The sequence below is a fragment of the Kluyvera sp. 142486 genome, from assembly GCF_046569695.1.
Taxonomy (GTDB): domain Bacteria; phylum Pseudomonadota; class Gammaproteobacteria; order Enterobacterales; family Enterobacteriaceae; genus Kluyvera.
This window is the reverse complement of sequence record NZ_JBKHUI010000020.1, coordinates 56858-81618: the sequence shown is the minus strand read 5'-3', so window position 1 is coordinate 81618 and position 24761 is coordinate 56858. Positions and strand designations below refer to the sequence as shown.

General features: G+C 56.1%; 22 protein-coding genes. 18 read left to right on the top strand and 4 right to left on the bottom strand.

Translation table 11 applies throughout. From position 1 onward, the window contains the following. The first annotated feature begins 16 nt into the window (after nt 1-16). Complete coding sequence (gene trmN, locus ACLGE8_RS19540; protein WP_411000594.1) at nt 17-754, top strand: tRNA(1)(Val) (adenine(37)-N(6))-methyltransferase TrmN; 738 nt, start codon at nt 17-19, stop codon at nt 752-754. Here trmN and nadB read toward each other — a convergent pair. Then, complete coding sequence (gene nadB / locus ACLGE8_RS19535; RefSeq protein WP_411000592.1) at nt 739-2358, bottom strand: L-aspartate oxidase; 1620 nt, start codon at nt 2356-2358, stop codon at nt 739-741. The two genes, trmN and nadB, sit on opposite strands and share 16 nt — an antisense overlap. Before the next feature lie 417 nt (nt 2359-2775). Here nadB and rpoE point away from each other — a divergent pair, with 417 nt between their 5' ends. From rpoE to acpS, 11 genes are all read left to right on the top strand, one after another. Next, complete coding sequence (gene rpoE, locus ACLGE8_RS19530) at nt 2776-3351, top strand: RNA polymerase sigma factor RpoE (protein WP_411000576.1); 576 nt, start codon at nt 2776-2778, stop codon at nt 3349-3351. A 31-nt stretch (nt 3352-3382) separates the two neighbouring features. Continuing rightward, nucleotides 3383-4033: an anti-sigma-E factor RseA gene (gene rseA / locus ACLGE8_RS19525; RefSeq protein ID WP_411000574.1), complete on the top strand. Its 651-nt coding sequence runs from the start codon at nt 3383-3385 to the stop codon at nt 4031-4033. After that, nucleotides 4033-4986 carry a sigma-E factor regulatory protein RseB gene (gene rseB, locus ACLGE8_RS19520; RefSeq protein WP_411000572.1) on the top strand — a complete coding sequence of 318 codons (954 nt, stop codon included), beginning with the start codon at nt 4033-4035 and terminating at the stop codon, nt 4984-4986. Before rseA ends, rseB begins: the two co-directional genes overlap by 1 nt. After that, nucleotides 4983-5459, top strand: coding sequence for a SoxR-reducing system protein RseC (gene rseC, locus ACLGE8_RS19515; protein WP_333496854.1), 477 nt, complete (start codon nt 4983-4985; stop codon nt 5457-5459). The genes rseB and rseC overlap by 4 nt, the downstream gene beginning before the upstream one ends. Before the next feature lie 298 nt (nt 5460-5757). Further along, nucleotides 5758-7557, top strand: a complete 1800-nt coding sequence (gene lepA, locus ACLGE8_RS19510; protein ID WP_185670083.1) for a translation elongation factor 4 — start codon at nt 5758-5760, stop codon at nt 7555-7557. 16 nt (nt 7558-7573) lie between these two features. Next, nucleotides 7574-8548 (top strand): signal peptidase I, encoded by a 975-nt coding sequence (gene lepB, locus ACLGE8_RS19505; RefSeq protein ID WP_185670084.1) that lies wholly within the window; start codon nt 7574-7576, stop codon nt 8546-8548. 220 nt (nt 8549-8768) lie between these two features. After that, nucleotides 8769-9449 (top strand): ribonuclease III, encoded by a 681-nt coding sequence (gene rnc / locus ACLGE8_RS19500; RefSeq protein WP_015963393.1) that lies wholly within the window; start codon nt 8769-8771, stop codon nt 9447-9449. Beyond that, complete coding sequence (gene era, locus ACLGE8_RS19495) at nt 9446-10351, top strand: GTPase Era (protein WP_035891297.1); 906 nt, start codon at nt 9446-9448, stop codon at nt 10349-10351. The genes rnc and era overlap by 4 nt, the downstream gene beginning before the upstream one ends. Before the next feature lie 12 nt (nt 10352-10363). Beyond that, complete coding sequence (gene recO / locus ACLGE8_RS19490) at nt 10364-11071, top strand: DNA repair protein RecO (protein ID WP_185670086.1); 708 nt, start codon at nt 10364-10366, stop codon at nt 11069-11071. 86 nt (nt 11072-11157) lie between these two features. Beyond that, nucleotides 11158-11889: a pyridoxine 5'-phosphate synthase gene (gene pdxJ, locus ACLGE8_RS19485; protein WP_333499509.1), complete on the top strand. Its 732-nt coding sequence runs from the start codon at nt 11158-11160 to the stop codon at nt 11887-11889. Then, nucleotides 11889-12269: a holo-ACP synthase gene (gene acpS / locus ACLGE8_RS19480; protein ID WP_411000568.1), complete on the top strand. Its 381-nt coding sequence runs from the start codon at nt 11889-11891 to the stop codon at nt 12267-12269. The genes pdxJ and acpS overlap by 1 nt, the downstream gene beginning before the upstream one ends. On the opposite strand, the gene ACLGE8_RS19475 is transcribed toward acpS, so the two are convergent. After that, entirely contained in the window at nt 12266-12526 is a 261-nt protein-coding gene (locus tag ACLGE8_RS19475; RefSeq protein ID WP_220438321.1) for a YfhL family 4Fe-4S dicluster ferredoxin, read from the bottom strand. The genes acpS and ACLGE8_RS19475 overlap by 4 nt on opposite strands. A gap of 93 nt (nt 12527-12619) precedes the next feature. Further along, nucleotides 12620-13468: a MurR/RpiR family transcriptional regulator gene (locus tag ACLGE8_RS19470; protein ID WP_411000566.1), complete on the bottom strand. Its 849-nt coding sequence runs from the start codon at nt 13466-13468 to the stop codon at nt 12620-12622. A gap of 215 nt (nt 13469-13683) precedes the next feature. Between ACLGE8_RS19470 and yfhb the strand changes: the two genes are divergently transcribed. Further along, entirely contained in the window at nt 13684-14319 is a 636-nt protein-coding gene (gene yfhb, locus ACLGE8_RS19465; protein ID WP_411000564.1) for a phosphatidylglycerophosphatase C, read from the top strand. A 65-nt stretch (nt 14320-14384) separates the two neighbouring features. Next, a complete protein-coding gene (gene tadA, locus ACLGE8_RS19460) occupies nt 14385-14885 on the top strand; it encodes a tRNA adenosine(34) deaminase TadA (protein ID WP_411000562.1) in 501 nt (166 codons plus the stop codon). On the opposite strand, the gene mltF is transcribed toward tadA, so the two are convergent. Further along, entirely contained in the window at nt 14882-16429 is a 1548-nt protein-coding gene (mltF, locus tag ACLGE8_RS19455; RefSeq protein WP_411000560.1) for a membrane-bound lytic murein transglycosylase MltF, read from the bottom strand. The two genes, tadA and mltF, sit on opposite strands and share 4 nt — an antisense overlap. Nucleotides 16430-16674: 245 nt before the next feature. Between mltF and purL the strand changes: the two genes are divergently transcribed. The 4 genes from purL (at nt 16675) to glrR (ending at nt 24698) form a co-directional block, all read left to right on the top strand. After that, nucleotides 16675-20562 (top strand): phosphoribosylformylglycinamidine synthase, encoded by a 3888-nt coding sequence (gene purL, locus ACLGE8_RS19450; RefSeq protein ID WP_411000558.1) that lies wholly within the window; start codon nt 16675-16677, stop codon nt 20560-20562. A 659-nt stretch (nt 20563-21221) separates the two neighbouring features. Further along, a complete protein-coding gene (qseE, locus tag ACLGE8_RS19445; RefSeq protein WP_411000556.1) occupies nt 21222-22658 on the top strand; it encodes a two component system sensor histidine kinase QseE/GlrK in 1437 nt (478 codons plus the stop codon). A gap of 17 nt (nt 22659-22675) precedes the next feature. After that, nucleotides 22676-23368, top strand: coding sequence for a two-component system QseEF-associated lipoprotein QseG (gene qseG / locus ACLGE8_RS19440; RefSeq protein WP_411000554.1), 693 nt, complete (start codon nt 22676-22678; stop codon nt 23366-23368). Beyond that, complete coding sequence (gene glrR / locus ACLGE8_RS19435) at nt 23361-24698, top strand: two-component system response regulator GlrR (RefSeq protein ID WP_411000552.1); 1338 nt, start codon at nt 23361-23363, stop codon at nt 24696-24698. The genes qseG and glrR overlap by 8 nt, the downstream gene beginning before the upstream one ends. The last annotated feature ends 63 nt before the right edge of the window (nt 24699-24761 follow it).

Below are 24761 nucleotides of genomic sequence, written 5' to 3'. Positions count from 1 at the left end.
GGCAAGGTTGACCATGATCTCTGATTCTAAATCCGCGCTGCGCCGCAACGGATTTACCTTTAAGCAGTTTTTTGTCGCTCACGATCGTTGTGCCATGAAGGTCGGTACGGACGGTATTTTGCTTGGCGCCTGGTCGCCTATCGCACGGGTGACCCGGATTCTCGATATTGGCGCTGGCAGCGGTTTACTCGCGCTGATGCTGGCGCAGCGTACGGATGAGAGCGTGACGATTGACGCCGTTGAACTCGATGAACACGCGGCGGAGCAGGCGCGGGAAAACGTGGCCGAATCCCCATGGGCAGAACGTATTCAGGTACATACGGCAGATATTCAGCAGTGGGTTGCCGGGCTGACCACGCGCTATAACCTGATTGTCAGCAACCCGCCTTACTATGAGCAGGGGGTGGAGTGTGCAACGCCCCAGCGTGAGCAGGCTCGTTATACCACCTCGCTCGACCATGAAGCGCTGTTGGCCTGCGCGGCTAACGCGATTACCGAAGATGGTTTCTTCTGCGTGGTGCTGCCGGAAAATATCGGCCAGACATTTACTCAGCAGGCGTTATCGATGGGCTGGCATTTGCGCCTGCGCACTGACGTGGCGGAAACGGAGATGCGCTTGCCGCATCGGGTATTACTCGCATTTTCACCGAAAAGTGGGGAATGCTTCAGCGACAGGCTGGTGATCCGTGGGCCAGAGCAGCAGTACTCAGAAGGCTACACTGCGCTGACCCAAGCGTTCTATCTATTTATGTGAACCAGCGGAGAGAGCACCGACGGGCCTGACTCGGCTAATAGCTCCGGGTAGTCCAGCGTGTAGTGCAGGCCGCGGCTCTCTTTGCGCATCATCGCGCAGCGCACGATAAGCTCGGCCACCTGCACCAGGTTACGTAACTCCAGCAGGTTATTCGACACGCGGAAGCGGGAATAGTATTCGTCCAATTCCTGCTGCAGCATGGTGATACGACGCAGCGCGCGCTCAAGTCGTTTGGTGGTGCGCACAATGCCGACGTAGTCCCACATAAAGAGGCGCAGCTCGTGCCAGTTATGCTGAATAACCACCAGTTCGTCGGAGTTTTCCACGCGGCTCTCATCCCACGCGGGCAGTTTTTCGGCCTGACGGGCGTACGGCATGCGCTTATGAATATCTTCCGCTGCCGACCAGCCGTATACCAGACACTCCAGCAGCGAGTTGGATGCCATGCGGTTGGCGCCATGCAACCCGGTATAGCTCACTTCGCCGATGGCATAGAGCCCATCAACGTCGGTGCGCCCATAGTCGTCAACCATCACGCCGCCGCAGGTGTAATGCGCCGCCGGCACAATTGGCACTGGCTCTTTGGTCAGGTCGATCCCCAGTCCCAGTAACTTGCCATAAATCATCGGGAAGTGCTGGCGTACAAAATCTTCCGGTTTATGGCTGATGTCGAGATACATGCAGTCAACGCCAAGGCGCTTCATCTCATGGTCGATGGCGCGTGCGACAATATCACGCGGTGCCAGCTCGGCACGTTCGTCAAAGTCCGGCATAAAGCGGCTGCCATCCGGGCGCTTCAGGTGTGCGCCTTCACCGCGTAACGCTTCGGTCAGCAGGAAGTTACGCGCCTGCGGATGGTACAGCGCGGTAGGGTGGAACTGATTGAACTCAAGGTTCGCTACCCGGCAGCCCGCGCGCCAGGCCATGGCGATACCGTCACCGGAGGAGATGTCCGGGTTAGTGGTGTACTGATAGACCTTTGAAGCACCGCCGGTCGCCAGCACAACCGATTTCGCCGCGCAGGTTTCAACCTTCTCTTTATTACGATCCCAAATCCAGGCGCCAACCACACGGCGGGTGCCAGGCAGGCCAACTTTATCTGAGATGATTAAATCAACGGCGTTGCTGCGTTCCAGAATGCGGATGTTGGGATGGTTAATCGCTTTGCTGACCAGGGTGTTTTCGACTTCGCGCCCGGTGGCATCGGCGGCGTGCAGAATACGGCGATGGCTGTGCCCGCCTTCGCGCGTCAGATGATAGCTTTCTTCCCCGTTTGCCTGCACCTGGGTGTCAAACAGCACGCCCTGATCGATAAGCCACTGCACGCAGTGTTTGGCGTTACTGGCAACAAACGACACGGCCTGGCGATTGCAAATGCCGGCACCGGCAATCAATGTGTCATCGATATGCGATTCAATGCTGTCCGTCTCATCGAAAACAGCGGCAATACCGCCCTGGGCATAGAAGGTTGAGCCTTCGCTAATTGGCCCTTTGCTCAGTACGATGACCGAACTGTGCTCTGCCAGACGGAGTGCTAGCGACAAGCCTGCCGCGCCGCTACCGATAATCAGTACATCACAAGAAAGTTCAGGAAGTGAGTTCATCATTTTTGTTTAATTTACTAAACACGGTAGGCGGAGAGTAGCACTATAAAAGCGACATGGGCAGGGTTTTTTTTGAACTATGGTTGTAATGGCTAAACATCTGGTGACGAAACAGGCGAAGAGGGAGACCAAAAAATAAGAACAACGCTATGAGGTTTAAGGCGTATTTATGATGAAATAAAAGCCGGGTTACGTTACTCTTCTCGGGATTTGCGTTTTTATTTCGCAACTTACGTATTGGTAAGCATCAACAGACTTATAATGATAGACAATGAACGGTCTGAGCTAAACGAAAAACAAAGCGTAACGGAACTTTACGAAATTCGAACACTCTAAGTCTCTGCTTGCTCATAATGCAGTGGTGGGGTGGCATTCTGATTACGCATGGGAATAAGGTTTGGGGAGACATTACCTCGGATGAGCGAGCAGTTAACGGACCAGGTCCTGGTTGAACGGGTCCAGAAAGGAGATCAGAAAGCTTTTAACCTACTGGTAGTGCGCTATCAGCATAAGGTTGCGAGCCTGGTTTCCCGCTATGTACCATCTGGCGACGTGCCGGATGTAGTGCAAGAGTCTTTTATTAAGGCCTATCGCGCGCTGGATTCTTTCCGGGGAGATAGTGCTTTCTATACGTGGCTGTACCGCATTGCGGTCAACACGGCTAAAAATTATCTGGTTGCTCAGGGGCGTCGCCCGCCGTCCAGTGATGTTGACGCGAACGATGCCGAAAACTTTGAAAGCGGTGGCGCTTTGAAAGAAATTTCGAACCCTGAGAACTTAATGTTGTCAGAAGAACTGAGACAGATAGTTTTTCGTACCATTGACGCGCTTCCGGAAGATTTACGCATGGCAATTACCTTGCGGGAGCTCGATGGCCTAAGCTATGAAGAGATAGCGGCCATCATGAATTGTCCGGTTGGTACGGTTCGTTCACGTATCTTCCGTGCACGAGAAGCTATTGATAATAAAGTTCAACCGCTTATCAGGCGTTGATGGAAGCGGGATACTGGAAAAGGTATTAGGCATGCAGAAAGAACAACTTTCCGCCTTAATGGATGGTGAAACGCTGGATAACGAGCTGCTGACAGAGTTGACGCGCTCGGCAGAGTTACAGGAAACCTGGTCAAGCTACCACCTGATCCGCGACTCGCTTCGCGGTGACACGGGTGACGTGCTTCACTTCGATATTTCCGCACGCGTAATGGCCGCCATCGAAAATGAGCCCGTTCGTCTTAATACAGCGCCGCTTATTCCTGAAGCCCAGCCTGCACCGCATCAATGGCAGAAGATGCCGTTCTGGAGCAAGGTTCGTCCATGGGCCAGTTCGCTTACTCAGATGGGCGTGGCAGCGTGCGTATCGCTTGCTGTTATTGTCGGCGTTCAGCACTATAATGGGCAACCGGAATCCTCCCAACCTGAATCACCGGTATTCAACACGCTGCCGATGATGGGTAAAGCCAGTCCGGTTAGTCTGGGGGTTCCTTCGGACGCGTCGGCAGGCAGCACCGGGCCGCAACAGGTTCAGGAACAGCGCCGTCGCATTAACGCTATGCTGCAGGACTATGAATTGCAGCGTCGCTTGCATTCAGAACAGCTTCAGTTTGAGCAGGCACAAACCCAGCAAGCGGCTGTTCAAGTGCCAGGCTATCAAACTCTAGGAACGCAATCGCAGTAATGAAGCAATTTTGGTGTGCCATGTCCCTTGTGGCTGGTAGCCTGTTCTTCACCGCCAACGCCTCGGCTGATGTATCGTCCGGGGCGTTGTTGCAGGAGATGAATCTGGCCAGCCAGTCACTCAACTACGAACTGTCGTTCGTCAGCATTAACAAATCAGGCGTCGAATCACTGCGCTATCGTCACGTGCGCCTTAACGGGCAGCCGCTGGCGGAACTGCTGCAGATGGACGGCCCACGCCGCGAAGTTGTCCAGCGCGGAAACGAGATCAGCTACTTTGAGCCCGGTCTCGATCCATTCACGCTGAACGGTGACTATATCGTCGACTCGTTGCCTTCCTTGGTTTATACCGACTTCAAACGCCTTGCGCCTTACTACGATTTTATCTCCGTAGGTCGCACGCGTATTGCCGACCGCATGTGTGATGTGATTCGCGTCGTGGCGCGTGACGGTACGCGCTATAGCTATATCGTGTGGATGGACTCAGAAAGCAAGCTGCCAATGCGCGTAGACCTCCTCGACCGTGACGGTGAGACCCTCGAACAGTTCCGGGTGGTATCGCTCTCTACGGGCGACCAGGTTAGCACCAGCATGCAGGGGCTGGCGAAAGCCAACCTGCCGCCGCAACTCTCCTTGCCAACGGGAACCAGCGCGACCTTCAACTGGACGACAAGCTGGCTGCCGCAGGGCTTTAAAGAGGTCTCCAGCAGCCGCCGTACGCTGCCAAGCGTCGATAGCCCGGTTGAATCCCGTCTTTATTCCGACGGTCTGTTTAGCTTCTCCGTGAACATCAGCCGCGCGACGGCCAACAGCAGCGAACAGATGCTGCGCACCGGCCGCCGTACGGTCACCACTACCATCCGTAACCAGGCCGATATCACGATTGTTGGCGAACTGCCGCCGCCAACGGCGAAGCGGGTTGCTGACGGTATTCAATTCAAGGGTGCGCAATGATTAAAGAGTGGGCCACCGTTATTGCCTGGCATAACGGTGTTGCGCAGGTTAGCTGCGACGTAAAAGCCTCCTGCAATAGCTGCGCATCACGTGCGGGTTGTGGTAGCCGCGTACTGAACAAGCTGGGGCCGCAGACGACCCATACGATTTCCGTTCCCAGCGCGGAGCCACTGGTTGCCGGGCAAAAGGTCGAACTGGGGATCACTGAAGGCAGCCTGCTAGGCTCAGCGATGCTGGTCTACATGTCACCGCTGCTGGGGCTGTTTGTGGTCGCTGCGCTGTTTCAGGTGCTGTTCGGCACTGACATTGCGGCGCTATGCGGTGCGGTGCTCGGCGGCGTTGGCGGGTTCTTGATTGCCAAAGGCCTCTCGCCTCGGCTTGCCGCCAGGGAAACCTGGCAGCCCATCATCATCAGCGTGGGGCTTCCACCCGACCTGATTCGCACCGCATCCTCAACCGAAATGAGCCAGTGATTACGCTGGCTTTATTATTTTTGGAACGCTTCTCGCAGGAAGCGCTATGCTTGCGGGAAGAGCATTTCCTGGTTACGCGGTTGTAGTGTAGAATGCGGCGTTTTCGAACGACTATACACAATATCATTCGAGTTGCATCAAGGCGGCAAGCGAATGAATCCCCGGGAGCGTACATCAGTACGTGACTGGGGTGAATGAGTGCAGCCAACGCCGAGGCAACCCGAAGGATGACGTGTATAAAACGTCAGGCTCCGTACCGCGGCCTCAAAGTATTCGTAAGGCATAAATATTTTAATATATGAAGAATATACGTAACTTCTCCATCATTGCACATATCGACCACGGTAAATCGACGCTGTCTGACCGCATTATTCAGATTTGTGGTGGCCTTTCCGACCGCGAAATGGAAGCCCAGGTTCTGGATTCAATGGATCTGGAACGCGAGCGTGGTATTACCATCAAAGCGCAGAGCGTGACCCTGGACTTTAAATCAGCCAACGGGGAAACCTATCAGCTGAACTTTATCGACACCCCAGGCCACGTCGACTTTTCTTATGAAGTTTCCCGTTCTCTCGCGGCCTGTGAAGGCGCGCTGCTGGTGGTTGATGCCGGGCAGGGCGTAGAAGCGCAGACGCTGGCGAACTGCTACACCGCTATGGAAATGGATCTGGAAGTAGTGCCGGTTCTGAACAAGATCGACCTGCCAGCTGCCGATCCTGAGCGCGTAGCGGAAGAGATTGAAGATATCGTCGGCATTGACGCCACCGACGCGGTACGCTGCTCGGCGAAAACCGGCGTGGGCGTGACCGACGTGTTGGAACGTCTGGTGCGCGATATTCCACCGCCGGAAGGCGATCCGGAAGGCCCGCTGCAGGCGCTGATTATCGACTCATGGTTCGATAACTACCTGGGCGTGGTATCGCTGGTGCGTATTAAAAACGGCACCATGCGTAAAGGCGACAAAATTAAGGTGATGAGTACCGGTCAGGTCTACAACGCAGACCGTCTGGGTATCTTCACGCCGAAACAGGTTGACCGTACCGAGCTGAAATGCGGCGAGGTAGGTTGGCTTGTTTGCGCCATTAAAGACATCCTCGGCGCACCGGTGGGCGATACCCTGACCCAGTCTCGTAACCCGGCTGACAAACCGCTGCCAGGCTTTAAAAAGGTAAAACCTCAGGTTTATGCGGGTCTGTTCCCGGTAAGCTCTGATGACTACGAAAACTTCCGTGATGCGCTTGGCAAGCTGAGCTTGAACGATGCTTCCCTGTTCTATGAGCCAGAAAGCTCTACGGCGCTGGGCTTCGGCTTCCGCTGCGGCTTCCTTGGACTGCTGCACATGGAGATCATTCAGGAGCGTCTGGAACGTGAATACGATCTGGATCTAATCACCACAGCGCCAACCGTAGTGTACGAAGTGGAAACCACGGCAAAAGAGACTATCTACGTTGATAGCCCGTCCAAACTGCCGCCGCTGAACAATATCTACGAGCTGCGTGAACCAATTGCAGAATGTCACATGCTGCTGCCGCAGGCTTACCTCGGCAACGTGATCACCCTGTGTATTGAGAAACGTGGCGTGCAGACCAACATGGTTTACCACGGTAACCAGGTGGCGCTGACCTATGAAATCCCGATGGCGGAAGTGGTGCTCGACTTCTTCGACCGTCTGAAGTCTACCTCCCGCGGCTATGCGTCGCTGGACTATAACTTCAAACGTTTCCAGGCATCAGACATGGTTCGCGTTGATGTTCTCATCAACAACGAACGCGTCGACGCCCTGGCGTTGATCACGCACCGCGATAACTCCCAGAGCCGCGGCCGTGAACTGGTTGAGAAGATGAAAGATCTGATCCCGCGTCAGCAGTTTGATATCGCGATTCAGGCGGCCATCGGCACGCACATTATCGCGCGTTCAACCGTCAAGCAGCTGCGTAAAAACGTTCTGGCGAAATGCTACGGCGGCGATATCAGCCGTAAGAAAAAGCTGCTGCAAAAACAGAAAGAGGGTAAAAAGCGAATGAAGCAGATCGGTAACGTCGAACTGCCGCAGGAAGCCTTCCTCGCCATTCTGCATGTCGGTAAAGACAATAAATAATCTCTAAGGAGTTGGCATGGCGAACATGTTTGCCCTGATTCTGGTGATTGCCACACTGGTCACGGGCCTGTTGTGGTGCGTTGATAAATTTATCTTCGCGCCCAAGCGGCGGGAGCGCCAGGCGGCAGCGCAGGTTGCTACCGGCGAAGCGCTGGATAAAAAGACGCTGAAGAAAGTCGGCCCGAAACCGGGCTGGCTGGAAACCGGCGCGTCGGTTTTCCCGGTGCTAGCCATCGTGCTGATCGTACGTTCATTTATCTATGAACCGTTCCAGATCCCGTCTGGTTCGATGATGCCAACGCTGCTGATCGGCGACTTTATCCTGGTGGAGAAATTCGCCTATGGGATTAAAGATCCGATTTATCAGAAGACGTTAATTGAAACCGGCCATCCGAAACGTGGCGACATCGTGGTGTTTAAATACCCGGAAGACCCGCGCCTTGACTACATCAAGCGCGCCGTAGGTCTGCCTGGGGATAAAGTGACCTACGATCCGATTGCCAAACAGGTGACCATTCAGCCAGGATGCAGCTCCGGTCAGGCGTGCGGTAGCGCGCTGCCGGTCACTTACTCCAACGTTGAACCGAGTGACTTCGTTCAGACCTTCTCCCGCAGCAACGGCGGTGAAGCGACCAGCGGTTTCTTTGAGATGCCACAGGGCGAAAGCAAAGCGGATGGTGTGCGCCTGACGCAGCGCCAGGAGACGCTGGGTGATGTTAATCACCGTATCCTGACTGTGCCAATCGCGCAGGATCAGGTCGGCATGTATTACCACCAGTCAGGTTTACCGCTGGCAACCTGGATTGTACCGCCGGGCCACTACTTCATGATGGGTGACAACCGCGACAACAGTGCGGACAGCCGTTATTGGGGCTTTGTGCCGGAAGCAAATCTGGTCGGCAAAGCCACCGCCATCTGGATGAGCTTCGAAAAACAAGAGGGTCAATGGCCAACCGGCGTACGTTTAAGCCGCATCGGTGGGATCCATTAATTCTTAGCCTGACTTCACGCGGTGGCTGAATAGTCGCCGCGTGAATTATTTCGTGTTTTAATCCATTCAAACTAACGACATCCCTTGTCGTTGCGTATAGAATATCCCCCCGAAGTTTCGGATGTCTCTTATCTGAGACACGGCACACGAAACCGCATTGGTTTCCTTCAGGTCTGTTTCGTGTGCTGCACTTTTGACGCATTTATTTATTTGGTATCGCATGAACCCCATCGTAATTAATCGGCTTCAACGGAAGCTGGGCTACACTTTTGTTCATCAGGAACTGTTGCAGCAGGCATTAACGCACCGCAGTGCCAGCAGCAAGCACAACGAACGCTTAGAATTTCTGGGCGATTCAATTTTAAGCTATGTGATCGCGAATGCGCTCTATCACCGCTTCCCACGCGTGGATGAAGGCGATATGAGTCGTATGCGTGCGACGCTTGTTCGCGGCAATACGCTGGCGGAAATCGCCCGCGAATTTGAGCTGGGTGAATGCCTGCGCTTAGGGCCGGGTGAACTGAAAAGCGGCGGTTTCCGTCGGGAATCTATTCTTGCAGATACGGTTGAAGCGCTGATTGGCGGGGTGTTCCTCGACAGCGACATTCAGAACGTTGAGAAGCTGATCCTCTCCTGGTACCAGACGCGTCTGGACGAAATTAGCCCAGGCGATAAGCAAAAAGATCCGAAAACGCGCCTGCAGGAGTATCTGCAAGGCCGTCACCTGCCGCTGCCGTCTTATCTGGTGGTTCAGGTGCGCGGTGAAGCACACGATCAAGAATTTACTATCCACTGCCAGGTTAGCGGCCTGAGTGAACCGGTGGTCGGCACAGGTTCCAGCCGTCGCAAGGCGGAACAGGCTGCCGCCGAACAGGCGTTGAAAAAGCTGGAGCTGGAATGAGCGAAGAAAAAACTTACTGCGGATTTGTTGCCATCGTCGGTCGCCCGAACGTTGGCAAATCCACGCTGCTGAACGAACTGCTGGGGCAGAAGATCTCCATCACTTCCCGTAAAGCGCAGACCACGCGTCACCGTATCGTCGGTATTCATACCGAAGGGGCGTACCAGGCTATCTACGTTGATACCCCGGGTCTGCACATGGAAGAGAAGCGCGCAATCAACCGCCTGATGAACAAAGCGGCGAGCAGCTCTATCGGTGACGTTGAGCTGATCATTTTCGTGGTTGAAGGCACCCGCTGGACGCCTGACGATGAGATGGTGCTGAACAAACTGCGCGGTGGTAAAGCGCCGGTGATTCTGGCCGTGAACAAAGTTGATAACGTGCAGGAAAAGGCGGATCTGCTGCCACACCTGCAGTTCCTCGGCAGCCAGATGGACTTCCTCGATATCGTTCCGATGTCTGCAGAGACCGGTCTGAACGTGGATACCATCGCTGGCATCGTGCGTAAGCACCTGCCTGAGGCGATTCACCACTTCCCGGAAGACTACATCACCGACCGTTCACAGCGCTTTATGGCCTCTGAAATCATCCGTGAAAAGCTGATGCGTTTCCTTGGCGCGGAACTGCCGTACTCGGTCACCGTTGAAATCGAACGCTTCGTCTCTAACGAACGCGGCGGTTATGACGTCAACGGCCTGATTCTGGTTGAGCGTGAAGGGCAGAAGAAAATGGTTATTGGTAACAAAGGTTCCAAGATCAAAACCATCGGTATCGAAGCCCGTAAAGACATGCAGGAGATGTTCGAAGCGCCGGTTCACCTGGAATTGTGGGTGAAAGTGAAATCTGGCTGGGCCGATGACGAGCGCGCGCTGCGTAGTCTCGGTTATACTGACGATCTCTGAGAATAACCCCCGATGGAAGGCTGGCAGCGCGCTTTCGTCCTGCATAGTCGTCCCTGGAGCGAAACCAGTTTAATACTGGACGTCTTCACGGAAGAGTCGGGTCGCGTGCGCCTTGTTGCTAAAGGTGCACGTTCCAAACGCTCCAACCTCAAAGGTGCACTTCAGCCCTTTACCCCCTTATTAGTCCGCTTTGGCGGGCGTGGCGAAGTCAAAACGCTGCGCAGCGCGGAAGCCGTCTCGCTGGCACTCCCTTTAAGCGGTATTACGCTCTACAGCGGCCTGTACGTTAACGAACTGCTCTCTCGCGTACTCGAACACGAAACCCGCTTCTCTGAACTGTTCTTCGATTACCTGCACTGCATTCAGGCGCTGGCCGGTGCAACGGGCTCACCTGAGCCTGCGCTGCGTCGCTTTGAGCTGGCGCTGCTTGGGCATCTGGGCTACGGCGTGGATTTTCTCCACTGCGCCGGTAGCGGCGACGAGGTCGATGACACCATGACTTACCGCTACCGTGAAGAGAAAGGGTTTATCGCAAGCGTCGTCATTGATAACAACACCTTTACTGGACACCACCTGAAAGCGCTGGCAAACCGGGAATTTCCTGATGTGGATTCACTGCGCGCCGCGAAACGCTTTACCCGCATGGCGTTGAAGCCGTATCTTGGTGGCAAACCGTTGAAGAGCCGCGAGCTATTTCGCCAGTTTGTACCAAAGCGGTAACCCCTATTGCACTCACCCCACAGCTCTACCCTTAGGGGAGAGGGTGAGGAGACTAGAAAGTTAAAAATAAAGACACGAGGATTGTCATGGCTGAATTACTGTTAGGCGTCAATATTGACCACATTGCCACCCTGCGTAACGCACGCGGCACCGCTTATCCCGATCCAGTTCAGGCGGCATTTATCGCCGAGCAGGCCGGTGCAGATGGCATCACCGTGCATTTACGCGAAGACCGTCGCCACATCACCGACCGCGACGTGCGCATTCTGCGTCAGACGCTGGACACCCGCATGAACCTGGAAATGGCCGTCACCGAAGAGATGCTGGCGATCGCCTGCGAAACCAAGCCGCACTTCTGCTGCCTGGTACCGGAAAAGCGCCAGGAAGTGACCACTGAAGGCGGCCTGGACGTAGCCGGCCAGCTCGACAAAATGCGCGATGCCTGCAAACGCCTGGCCGATGCCGGTATTCTGGTGTCGCTGTTTATTGATGCCGATAACGCTCAGATTAAAGCCGCTGCCGATGTTGGCGCGCCGTATATCGAAATCCATACCGGCTGCTACGCCGACGCCACCACCGACGCTGAACAGGCGAAAGAGCTTGAGCGCATCGCGAAAGCGGCGACGTATGCCGCCAGTCTGGGGCTGAAGGTGAATGCCGGTCACGGTCTGACCTACCACAACGTCAAAGCCATCGCGGCGCTGCCGGAAATGCATGAGCTGAATATTGGCCACGCGATTATTGGCCGTGCGGTGATGACCGGCCTGAAAGAGGCGGTGGCCGAAATGAAACGTCTGATGCTGGAAGCGCGCGGGTAATGGCGATTCTGGGGCTCGGGACCGATATCGTCGAGATCGCCCGCATTGAAGGGGTGATCGTCCGTAGCGGCGATCGTCTTGCGCGACGCGTGCTCAGCGACAACGAATGGGCTATCTGGGAGACGCACCAGCAGCCGGTGCGTTTTCTGGCGAAGCGCTTTGCGGTGAAAGAGGCCGCTTCAAAAGCGCTGGGCACAGGCATTCGCAATGGCCTGGCGTTCAACCAGTTCGAAGTCTACAACGATGAATTGGGTAAACCGAAGCTGAGGCTCTGGGGTGAAGCGAAGCTGTTAGCGGAGCGAATGGGCGTAGCGCATATGCATGTGACGCTCGCCGATGAACGCCACTACGCCTGTGCAACGGTGATTATCGAAAGCTAGATTTTGTCCGCGTGATGCATCTGGACGAATTTATCCCACAGTTGCTCTTCGCTCTCTGAATGTGCCGGATCCTTAAGAATGGTATTCGGGATCGGGCACACTTTCTGACAGGTTGGCGTATCGTAATGGCCAATGCACTCGGTGCAGCGATCGCTGTTGATCTCATAGATGCTATCACCCATCGAAATGGCCTCGTTCGGGCATTCCGGCTCGCACATATCGCAGTTGATACATTTTTTGGTGATTAACAGCGCCATCAGGACATTCTCAGAAACGAAATAAACAGGGCGCGCATTATACGCTCATTTACTCACCAGGCCATACCTTTTCTGTGGTAATAGCACCGACGATCAAACCAGCTTTTTCACCAGCGCTTCGCTATGACGAATGCGTTCCGGCGCATTTTCCAGATCCTGCTGCACCAGCCCCATAAACAACAGGTCCGTCAGCATCATTTGCGCACTGGTTGAAGAAATAGCCGCGCTGCGCGTCGCCTGTTCTTCGGCGATGGTGTACAGGCAGTGCGTTGCGCGCTGCTGAAGGGCATTAGGGGAAAAACCGGTGATCGCCACCACTTTGCCGCCTACGCGCAGCATCTCATCGGCGGCGAGATTAATCTCCCGACGCGCCCCGGAGTAAGAGATAGCCAGCATCAGATCGTCCTGAGTCATCGCCTGTACGGTGGCCAGCAGGGCGTGCATGTCCTGCTCGGAGACGGCGTTCAGGCCAATCTTCATTAGCTTCCAGCTAAAGTTACGGGCAACCAGCCCCGATGCACCGATGCCTGTCAGCACGATACGACGCGCGCTGCGCAGCATGTTGACCGTCTCCAGCAGCTTATCTTCGGTGTTCACGTCGAGGGAAGCGTGCATTGCCGCGACGTTATCCTTAATCAGTTTTTCACCTACCAGGCGCAGCGGATCATCGCCGCAAATCTGGTTATGTACCGGGACGGAGTGCGGGTTGACGTTGCTGGCGAGCGCTTCGCTGAGCGCCAGTTTGAGCGCCGGGAAGCCTTTAAAGCCGAGCTTCTGGGCAAATTTCACCACGCTGGACTGGCTCACGCCCGCCTGGCTTGCCAGCTGCTGGGAGCTTAAATGACGGGCTAAATCCGGCTGTGCCAGTATGAAATCGGCCAGCTTTCTGTCGCTTTGCGCTAGCTGCGGATAACGCTGACGAATACTCAGTAAACAATTCATAATAACCTCATGGGCACAATGACCACGATGTGCCAGGCCACCATTCTGCTCGTTTGCAAGAATTTTGTATTCTATTATAACGGAATATATCGAATTAAATGTGCTATGTGATTGTAAAATAGCAGCAATTCTAGCGGTTCTCGCTATCGGGCGAAACTTGATGGGCTATCTGGTAGTCTGGTTACTGAATGAATTGATGATAACGGGAGACGCATTTGGTCAGTCACTGTCGCCGCGTGGTGTTTTTCGACCTTGACGGTACGCTGCATCAGCAGGATCTCTTTGGCGCTTTTTTACGCTATCTGTTACGCCGATTACCGCTTAACGCCTTACTGGTTTTGCCCCTGTTGCCGATCGTTGGTGTGGCGATGCTGATTAAGGGGCGCGCGGCACGCTGGCCGGTAAGCGTGCTGCTGTGGGGAAGCACTTTTGGCCGGCGCGAGGCGACGCTGAAGGCGCTGGAAGCGAGCTTTATTCTCTGGTTTCGTGCAACCGTCACGCCATTTCCCACCGTGCAGCAGAGGCTGGACAGCTATCTCCAGCATCAGGATGCCGACGTCTGGCTTATCACTGGCTCACCACAAACGCTGGTGGAGCGTGCCTATGCGGATGCCCCCTGGATGTCGCGGGTGAACCTGATTGGCAGCCAGATGCAGCGGGCGTTTGGCGGGCGAGTGCTGTCAGTTCGCTGCCTGGGTCGTGAAAAAGTGGCTCAGCTCGAACAACGCCTCGGTGCGCCGCTGCGCTTGTACAGCGGCTATAGCGACAGCAAGCAGGATAATCCGCTACTCTTTTTCTGTGAGCATCGCTGGCGGGTCACCGCACGCGGCGAACTGGAACAACTGGAATAGTCGGCGCTGCGCTTCGATGGATATTGTGTATAATGCGCGGCGTTTTATCATCTGGAGTCCCCACGTTGTCCGACACTGAACTGAACCACGAATACTGGATGCGCCACGCGCTTATACTTGCCCGACGTGCCTGGGATGAAGGCGAAGTGCCGGTAGGCGCCGTACTGGTTCACAATAATCAGGTGATAGGCGAGGGCTGGAATCGTCCGATTGGCCGCCACGATCCCACCGCGCACGCGGAGATTATGGCGCTGCGTCAGGGGGGGCTGGTGTTGCAAAACTACCGGCTGATTGATACCACGCTGTACGTGACACTCGAGCCCTGTGTGATGTGCGCTGGCGCGATGGTGCATGGGCGTATTGGCAATTTGGTCTTCGGCGCTCGCGATGCCAAAACCGGCGCGGCAGGATCGCTGATTGATGTGCTGCACCATCCTGGCATGAACCACCGTGTTGAGATCACCGAAGGGGTGCTGGCTGAGGATTGCGCGGCGATGCTAAGCGATTTCTTCCGCGAACGGCGGCAGCAGAAAAAAGCGTTAAGACAGGCGGGAAAAGACGCTTAGTTTTTCGAGGTGAAGCGCAGCAGCGGCGAATCGCTGTCGTCGCTGTCTTCGCGGTCATCCCGGCGCAGGAATGAAAAAATCCCCATGTGATTTTCACTGTGCTGGAGCTCATTCGGCGAGACGGCCGGATAGGCTTGCGCAATCGCCATCTCTTCCGTCGCTTTTTTCTCTTTCTCTTGTAAATACCCCACCAGGCTTATCTGATATTTACGGATATTTTCGACGTAAGCGTAGGCTTCATGCCCACGGGCATAGCCGTAGGTGAGTTTGCTGTACCACGGTTTCTGGCTCAGTAGCGGCAGGCGCTGCTTCACGTCAGCCCAGCTGTCGGGGTTACCCTTCTGTTTGGCGGTGAGGGCGCGGGCATCCAGCATATGGGCGTAGCCCATGTTATAGGCCGCCAGCGCAAACCAGATCCGCTCTTCCTGCGGCACGCTATCGGGCACTTTGCTCATCATATCCTGCAGGTAGCGCATCCCTCCGCTAATGCTCTGCTCGGCATCGGTACGGTCGCTCAACCCCAGACTCTGGGCGGTATTTTTGGTCAGCATCATCAGGCCACGCACCCCGGTAGGGGATGTAGCGAGCGGGTCCCAGTGGGACTCCTGATAAGAAATAGCGGCCAGCAGCTTCCAGTCGATTTCGCTGGCGTATTTCTCGAACAGCGGCTGCAGATCCGGCAGCGTATTATCTACCGCGCGCAGGAAGGTGCGGGTATCGACATAATCGAAGTCGTCGCCGTGGCCGAGGTACTTCTCTTCCAGGCGGGCAAGGGTGCCGTCTTCATTAATGTTGTCGAAGAAGTCGAGCATGGCAGCGGAAAGCGTATTGTCATCGTCCTGCAGGCTAAACCAGGTCACCGGCTGCTCATCGGTCACGTCGAGGGCAACCGCCAGCTCAGGATGAACGCGCTGGAACAGACCAATTGCCACCGAATCGGCGATGGTGTAATCAAGCTTGCCGTCGATCACCGCCTGCATCAGATCGGCGGAGCTGCGTTTGTCATCGACGGTCCAACTGAGGTCCGGGTATTTGTTTGCCTGTAGGTTTTGTAGATCGCTGATGACCACCTGGCCTGGGGCAATGGTGAGCTGGTCTGCGGAGACGCTGCTGAGGCTGCGTGGACGCGTATTACCAACGCGATACACCAGCTGTTGCGATACCGAATAGTAGGTCGGCCCCGCCTGGTAGTTTTTCACGCGCTCGCTGTTATAGACCAGACCGGCGGCCAGCATGTCGGCGCTGCCGTTATCGAGATCGTCAAATAGCTGGCTGATGTTCTGTCGCACCGTAATTTTTAGCTTTACGCCCAGATAGTCGGCGAACTGCTGGGCGAGCTCATAATCGAGCCCGTAGTCCTTATTATTGACGACGGTGTAGGTCAGCGGAGATTGCACGGTACTGATGCGCAGCTCCCCCCGCTCTTTGATAGCGGCGATGCGATTCTCTGGTTTGCCAAACCAGGGAAGAGAGGGCCAGAGCGCCGCTGCGAGCAGCAACGTCACAAAGCCAATAAGCAGGTAATTAATCTTTAACTTTTTCAAATAGTTAATTCACTGCGTTGCCAGAGGTTGTTCCAGATAATCTAAAGCGTTATGACAGAATGAGCGGCATTTTGCTTAACATTGCGCCAGTTGGCAACTTATTCGAGAGATACGTCACATCTATTGATAAAGAAAAGAGATGTTTTTATTTCGACGCAAACGGTTTCGTCTGGGCGCAGGATTCTCTATAATAGCGCCCGTTCTCCCCCATTGCGCACACTGAAAGCTGAGAAGACGAGAGACTTATGATGGAAATTCTGCGTGGTTCGCCTGCACTGTCTGCATTTCGTATTAACAAACTGCTGACGCGGTTTCAGGCAGCCAACCTCCCGGTAAGCAACATTTACGCCGAGTATGTCCATTTTGCTGACCTGGACGCGCCGCTTAATAAAGAAGAGCGAGCCCGACTTGAGCGACTGTTGCAGTATGGCCCAAGCCTCAACAGCCATAACCCTACCGGTAAACTGCTGCTCGTCACCCCCCGCCCTGGCACCATCTCCCCTTGGTCTTCAAAAGCAACCGACATCGCCCATAATTGCGGTCTCTCGCAGGTTCTGCGCCTTGAGCGCGGCGTGGCGTACTACGTTGATGCTGCCAGTCTGACCGCCGAGCAGGTCAGCGCCGTGGCAGCTGAACTACACGACCGCATGATGGAGAGCGTATTTGATTCGCTGCAGGACGCCGAAAAACTGTTTGCCCATCATCAGCCGGCACCGGTTGCCAGCGTGGATCTGTTGGGGCAGGGTCGTCAGGCGCTGATTGATGCCAACATTCGTCTGGGCCTGGCGCTGGCGGACGACGAAATTGACTACCTGCAGGATGCGTTTACCAAACTGGGTCGCAACCCGAACGACATCGAACTCTATATGTTTGCTCAGGCGAACTCCGAGCACTGTCGTCACAAGATTTTTAACGCCGATTGGATTATCGACGGTAAACAGCAGCCGAAGTCGCTGTTTAAGATGATCAAAAACACCTTCGAAACCACGCCGGATCATGTGCTGTCTGCCTATAAAGACAACGCTGCAGTGATGGAAGGCTCTGAAGTGGGCCGCTACTTTGCTGACCACAAAACCGGCCGCTACGATTTCCATCAGGAGCCTGCGCATATCCTGATGAAGGTAGAAACCCATAACCACCCGACGGCTATCTCTCCATGGCCGGGTGCGGCAACCGGCTCCGGCGGTGAAATTCGCGACGAAGGCGCAACCGGTCGCGGTGCGAAGCCAAAAGCGGGTCTGGTGGGCTTCTCCGTGTCCAACCTGCGTATTCCTGGCTTTGAGCAGCCGTGGGAAGAAGATTTTGGCAAGCCGGATCGTATCGTCACCGCGCTGGACATCATGACCGACGGCCCGTTGGGCGGCGCGGCGTTCAACAACGAATTTGGCCGCCCGGCGCTGACCGGCTACTTCCGTACCTACGAAGAAAAAGTGAATAGCCACAACGGCGAAGAGCTGCGCGGCTATCACAAACCGATCATGCTGGCAGGCGGGATCGGCAACATCCGCGCCGATCACGTTCAGAAAGGTGAGATCGTGGTGGGGGCGAAGCTGATCGTCCTTGGCGGCCCGGCGATGAACATCGGCCTCGGCGGCGGCGCAGCCTCTTCGATGGCTTCCGGCCAGTCCGATGCTGACCTCGACTTCGCATCCGTACAGCGCGACAACCCGGAAATGGAACGCCGCTGCCAGGAAGTTATCGACCGCTGCTGGCAGCTGGGCGATGCCAACCCGATTCTGTTTATCCACGACGTGGGCGCGGGCGGTCTGTCTAACGCCATGCCGGAGCTGGTGAGCGACGGCGGACGCGGCGGTAAATTCCAGCTGCGCGACATCCTCAGCGATGAACCGGGCATGAGCCCGCTGGAAATCTGGTGTAACGAATCCCAGGAGCGCTATGTGCTGGCGGTTGCCGCTGACCAGCTGCCGCTGTTCGACGAGCTGTGTAAGCGTGAACGCGCGCCGTACGCGGTAATTGGTGAAGCTACCGAAGAGAAGCATCTGACCCTCGGCGACAGCCACTTCGACAACCAGCCGATCGACATGCCGCTGGACGTGCTGCTTGGCAAAACGCCGAAAATGACCCGCGACGTGCAGACGCTGAAAGCGAAGGGCGAAGCGCTTGCGCGTGAACAGATTACGATTGCCGATGCGGTGAACCGCGTACTGCATCTGCCGACCGTAGCGGAGAAAACCTTCCTCGTGACCATCGGCGACCGTACGGTCACCGGCATGGTCGCGCGCGACCAGATGGTTGGCCCATGGCAGATCCCGGTAGCGAACTGCGCGGTGACCACCGCCAGCCTCGACAGCTATTACGGCGAAGCGATGTCTATCGGTGAACGTGCGCCGGTTGCGCTGCTGGACTTTGCCGCCTCCGCCCGTCTGGCGGTAGGTGAAGCGCTGACCAACATTGCCGCAACCCAGATTGGCAACATCAAACACATTAAGCTCTCGGCAAACTGGATGTCAGCGGCAGGTCACCCTGGCGAAGACGCCGGTCTGTACGAAGCGGTGAAAGCGATTGGCGAAGAGATGTGCCCGCAGCTGGGCCTGACCATTCCGGTGGGCAAAGACTCCATGTCGATGAAAACCCGCTGGCAGGAAGGTAACGAGCAGCGCGAAATGACCTCGCCGCTGTCGCTGGTGATTTCCGCCTTTGCTCGCGTCGAAGACGTGCGCCACACCATCACGCCGCAGCTGGTGACTGAAGATAACGCCCTGCTGCTGATTGACCTCGGCAAGGGCCATAACGCGCTGGGCGCGACCGCACTGGCGCAGGTTTACCGTCAATTGGGCGATAAACCAGCCGACGTTCGCGACGTGGCACAGCTGAAAGGCTTCTACGAGGCGATTCAGGCACTGGTCGCACAGCGTAAGCTGCTGGCCTACCACGACCGCTCCGACGGTGGCCTGCTGGTCACCCTGGCTGAAATGGCCTTTGCCGGTCACTGCGGCGTGGAAGCCGACGTGGCAACCCTCGGCGACGATCGTCTGGCGGCGCTGTTCAACGAAGAGCTGGGCGCGGTGATTCAGGTTCGCGCCTCTGACCGCGAGGCGGTAGAAGCGATTCTGGCGGCGAACGGCCTGGCAGAGTGCGTGCACTTCCTCGGTAAAGCCGTTGAAGGTGACCGCTTCACCCTGACCGCTAACGGTCAGCCGGTATTTAGCGAAAGCCGCTCACAGCTTCGTATGTGGTGGGCAGAAACCACCTGGCAGATGCAGCGTCTGCGTGACAACCCAGAGTGTGCCGATCAGGAACACGAGGCGAAAGCCAACGATAACGATCCGGGCCTCAATGTGAAGCTCACCTTCGATATCGCCGCCGACGTCGCAGCACCTTACATCTCCACCGGGGCGCGTCCGAAAGTGGCGGTACTGCGCGAGCAGGGCGTGAACTCCCACGTTGAGATGGCGGCTGCCTTCCATCGTGCGGGCTTTGACGCCATCGACGTACACATGAGCGACCTGCTGGCAGGGCGTACCGGTCTGGCGGACTTCCAGGCGCTGGTGGCCTGCGGTGGCTTCTCTTACGGTGACGTACTCGGTGCGGGTGAAGGTTGGGCGAAATCCATCCTGTTTAACAACCGCGTTCGCGATGAGTTTGCGACCTTCTTCCACCGTCCGCAGACCCTGGCGCTGGGCGTCTGCAACGGCTGTCAGATGATGTCTAACCTGCATGAGCTGATCCCAGGCAGCGACCTGTGGCCGCGCTTTGTGCGTAACCACTCCGACCGTTTTGAAGCGCGCTTCAGCCTGGTGGAAGTCGCCAGCAGCCCATCGCTGCTGCTTGCCGGTATGGAAGGCTCCCGTATGCCAATCGCCGTCTCTCACGGTGAAGGTCATGTGGAAGTTCGCGACGGTGCGCATCTGGCACAGCTGGAAAGCAAAGGGCTGGTGGCGCTACGTTTCGTGGATAACTTCGGTAAAGTCACTGAAGCCTATCCGGCGAACCCGAACGGTTCTCCTAATGGGATCACCGCGGTAACCAACGAAAGCGGTCGCGTCACCATTATGATGCCGCACCCGGAGCGCGTGTTCCGTACGGTTTCCAACTCCTGGCACCCGGAAAACTGGGGCGAGGACAGCCCGTGGATGCGTATTTTCCGCAATGCGCGTAAGCAGCTTGGTTAAGACTAACGCTTAATGTATCAAGCCCCTCCTGGTGAGGGGCTTTTTTATCGGTAGGCCGGATAAGGCGTTTACGCCGCCATCCAGCAATGTGCGCAGATTTGCCTGATGGCGCTGCGCTTATCAGGCCTACATGAATGCGTTGGTATCGAGAGTGTCGGGAAACCCCGACATTGAGGGTGTGCTTGTGTCGCCAAATGGAGACATTTAACTATTTGATTTGTTTTATTTTTTTAATAATGCACTTTGGGTGTTGCTAATTAGCGACACAATGCCCAAAAACTGCTTTCATCCCTCCATGAACATGTTTCATGTATTTTCTATATTTATCATTGTGTTAATTTATTGTTTTGTATTTTGGCACGCATCATGCATAATATTAATCAGTGGCTCATTCACCTTCTTATGTCAGCCCCTTCGGGACGTGCTACATAAACTTCGAATGACGCACAACAAGGTGCCTGCCGTCCAGCAACTGATAATAGCGCTGCTTTATCAACCATATAGCGCTGCTTTATCAACCATCGGGCGAAACGTTGAGTTAGGCACCGCCTTATTCCATAACAAAGCCGGGCTTCTGCCCGGCTTTGTTATTTCTGGCCTTTCCCTCATCGATATCCTCAGTTAGCATTCCGGTACGTTGATTGACTGAGATACCTCTTTTGAAACGCCCCTCGCTTTCTCCACGATCGCTTCGCCAACTGGTGACGCTGGCTTTCCTGCTGATTCTGCTGCCGCTGCTGGTGCTTGCCTGGCAGGCATGGCAGAGCCTCAACATGCTCAGCGCTCAGGCCGAACAGACTAACCGCACCACGCTGATGGATGCCCGACGCAGCGAAGCGATGGCGAACGTCGCGCTGGATATGGAGCGTAGCTACCGCCAGTACTGCGTGCTGGATGACCCAACGCTGGCGAAGGTGTACCAGAGTCAACGTAAACGCTATAGCGATATGCTGGAAGCGCACGCGGGTGTGCTGCCAGATGACACGCTCTACCAGCGACTGCGGCAGAATCTCCACGACCTGACGGCCCTCCAGTGCACCAACAGCGGCCCGGAAAAGCAGGCGGTGGCGAAGCTTGAAGCTTTCTCCAGCGCCAACGGTGAGCTGGTGCAGGCTACCCGTACCGTGGTCTTCTCTCGTGGGCAGCAACTCCAACAGGCGATTGCCGAACGCGGCCAGTTCTTTGGCTGGCAGGCATTGGTGCTGTTCCTGGTGAGCCTGGCGATGGTGCTGCTGTTTACCCGCATGATTATCGGCCCGGTGAAGGGCATCGAGAGCATGATTAACCGGCTGGGCGAAGGGCAGTCGCTGGACGGTGAGGTGATGTTCCGCGGCCCGCGCGAGCTGCGTTCCGTCGGGCAGCGAATTATCTGGCTCAGCGACCGCCTCTCCTGGCTGGAGTCGCAGCGTCACCAGTTCCTGCGCCATCTTTCCCATGAACTGAAAACGCCGCTCGCCAGCATGCGCGAGGGCACCGAGCTGTTAGCCGATCAGGTGGTCGGCCCGCTGACGGCGGAGCAAAAAGAGGTGGTGGATATTCTTGATAGCAGCAGCCGCAATCTACAAACCCTGATTGAACAGCTGCTGGACTACAACCGTAAACTCAGTGAAACCGCCGTGCGCATGGAGTATGTGGCACTGGCACCGCTAGTCGAGCTGGTGGTTTCTGCGCACAGTCTGCCGGCAAGGGCTAAACTGATGCACACGCAGGTCGACCTGCAGGCACCGGCTTGCCTGGCGGAACCGACTTTATTGCTGAATGCGTTGGATAATCTCTACTCGAATGCGGTGCACTATGGCACTGAATCCGGTAACATTTATCTCCGTAGTCATCGGGACGGCTCGCGGATAGCCATAGACGTTATCAATACCGGAACGCCGATCCCGGATAGCGAAAAATTAATGATTTTCGAGCCTTTCTTTCAGGGTAGCCATCAGCGCAAAGGTGCGGTGAAGGGGAGCGGCCTGGGATTGAGCCTTGCGCGCGACTCCGTTCGGAAAATGCACGGCGAACTACAGCTTCTCGACACCCAGGACGGTAACGTCTGTTTTCGCATTGAACTCCCGGTACCTGGGCTGGAAAAAACAACCACATGAATCGAAATCGAGTCACTATGCCCCAATTCTTAGCACGGACGAGTCGGATACCACGGCGGTGGTGCGGCGGGCTGTTTGGGCTCGCCTGCCTGATGCTCTCCGGATGTAATAGCGCACTGACGCCGCACAGTCTCGGCAGCAGCACCGAAGGCAGTGAACCGCGCCAGCAGGTAGCGGATTATCTGTCGACTAACTGCGACGATATCTGGTCACTGGACGGCGATACCGCAGAGAACAACCCCCTTTACTGGCTGCGCAGCGTGGACTGTGCCAATCGCCTGTCGGCGGCGCGTGCGCGTGCCGAAGCCAGTCCGCTGACGGCGGATACCTGGCAGAGTGCGTTTAAGCGCGGCATCCTGCTGGCTAATGCCAAAATCACCCCGACCGAGCGTCGGCAGGTGGTCACGGCGATTGATACCCTTAGCCCGCAAATTCCGGTCCGCATTCGCCCGCTGTACCAACTCTGGCGCGATGGTCAGGTATTGCAGCTATCGCTGTCTGAAGAGCGTCAACGTTACAGCAAACTGCAGGAGACCAGCGACGGTCAACTGGACGCGCTGCGCCTGCAGCAGCAACAGCTACAGGGTGAGCTGGACTTAACCACCCGCAAACTGCAAAACCTGACGGATATCGAACGCCAGCTCTCTACCCGCAAACCGGGCGCCGATATGTCTCACGGCGCGGCATCTGACGAGGATAAGCATGACTAACCGTAAACCTGCGCATTTGCTGCTGGTGGATGACGACCCCGGCCTGCTGAAGCTTCTCGGGATGCGTCTGACCAGCGAAGGCTATCGGGTTGTGACGGCAGAAAGTGGCCAGCAGGGGCTGCGCGTGCTGGCCAAAGAGCGTATTGACCTGGTGATCAGCGACCTGCGGATGGACGAGATGGACGGCCTGCAGCTGTTTGGCGAAATTCAGAAAGTGCAGCCGGGGATGCCGGTGATTATTCTGACCGCCCACGGCTCAATTCCGGAAGCGGTCTCGGCGACTCAGCAGGGCGTGTTCAGCTTCTTAACCAAACCGGTGGATAAAGACGCGCTGTATAAAGCCATCGACGAAGCGCTGGAGCGCACGTCACCGGCAAACGATGAACGGTGGCGGGAAGCGATTGTCACCCGCAGCCCGCTGATGCTGCGTCTGCTTGAACAGGCGCAGATGGTGGCGCAGTCGGACGTCAGCGTACTGATTAACGGCCAGAGCGGTACCGGGAAAGAGATTCTGGCGCAGGCCATTCACAACGCCAGCCCGCGTCACGCCAAGCCGTTTGTGGCGATCAACTGTGGGGCGCTGCCAGAGCAACTGCTGGAGTCGGAACTGTTCGGCCACGCGCGCGGCGCGTTTACCGGCGCAGTCAGCCACCGGGAAGGTCTGTTCCAGGCAGCGGAAGGCGGCACGCTGTTTCTTGATGAAATTGGCGATATGCCCACGCCGCTGCAGGTAAAACTGCTGCGTGTGCTGCAGGAGCGTAAGGTGCGCCCGCTTGGCAGCAACCGCGATCTCGATATCAATGTACGTATCATCTCGGCGACCCACCGGGATCTACCGAAAGCGATGGCCCGCGGCGAGTTTCGTGAAGATCTCTTCTACCGCCTGAACGTGGTGAACCTCAAGATCCCAACGCTTGCCGAACGTACCGAGGATATTCCGCTGCTGGCAAACTACCTGCTGCGTCAGTCGGCGGATCGTCATAAGCCGTTCGTTCGCGCCTTTTCCACCGATGCCATGAAGCGCTTGATGGCGGCCAACTGGCCGGGTAACGTGCGCCAGCTGGTCAACGTGATCGAGCAGTGCGTGGCGCTGACCTCATCGCCGGTCATCAGCGATGCGCTGGTTGAGCAGGCGCTGGAAGGGGAGAACACCGCGTTACCTACCTTCGTGGAAGCACGCAATCAGTTTGAGCTCAACTACCTGCGCAAGCTGCTGCAAATCACCAAAGGCAACGTCACTCATGCAGCACGTATGGCCGGACGCAACCGTACGGAGTTCTATAAATTGCTCTCTCGCCATGAACTGGATGCGAACGACTTTAAAGAGTAGCACCCGAAATACGTCTGATTTATGATACGGTGAGCAACCGGTTACGCGATAAAAACGACAGGA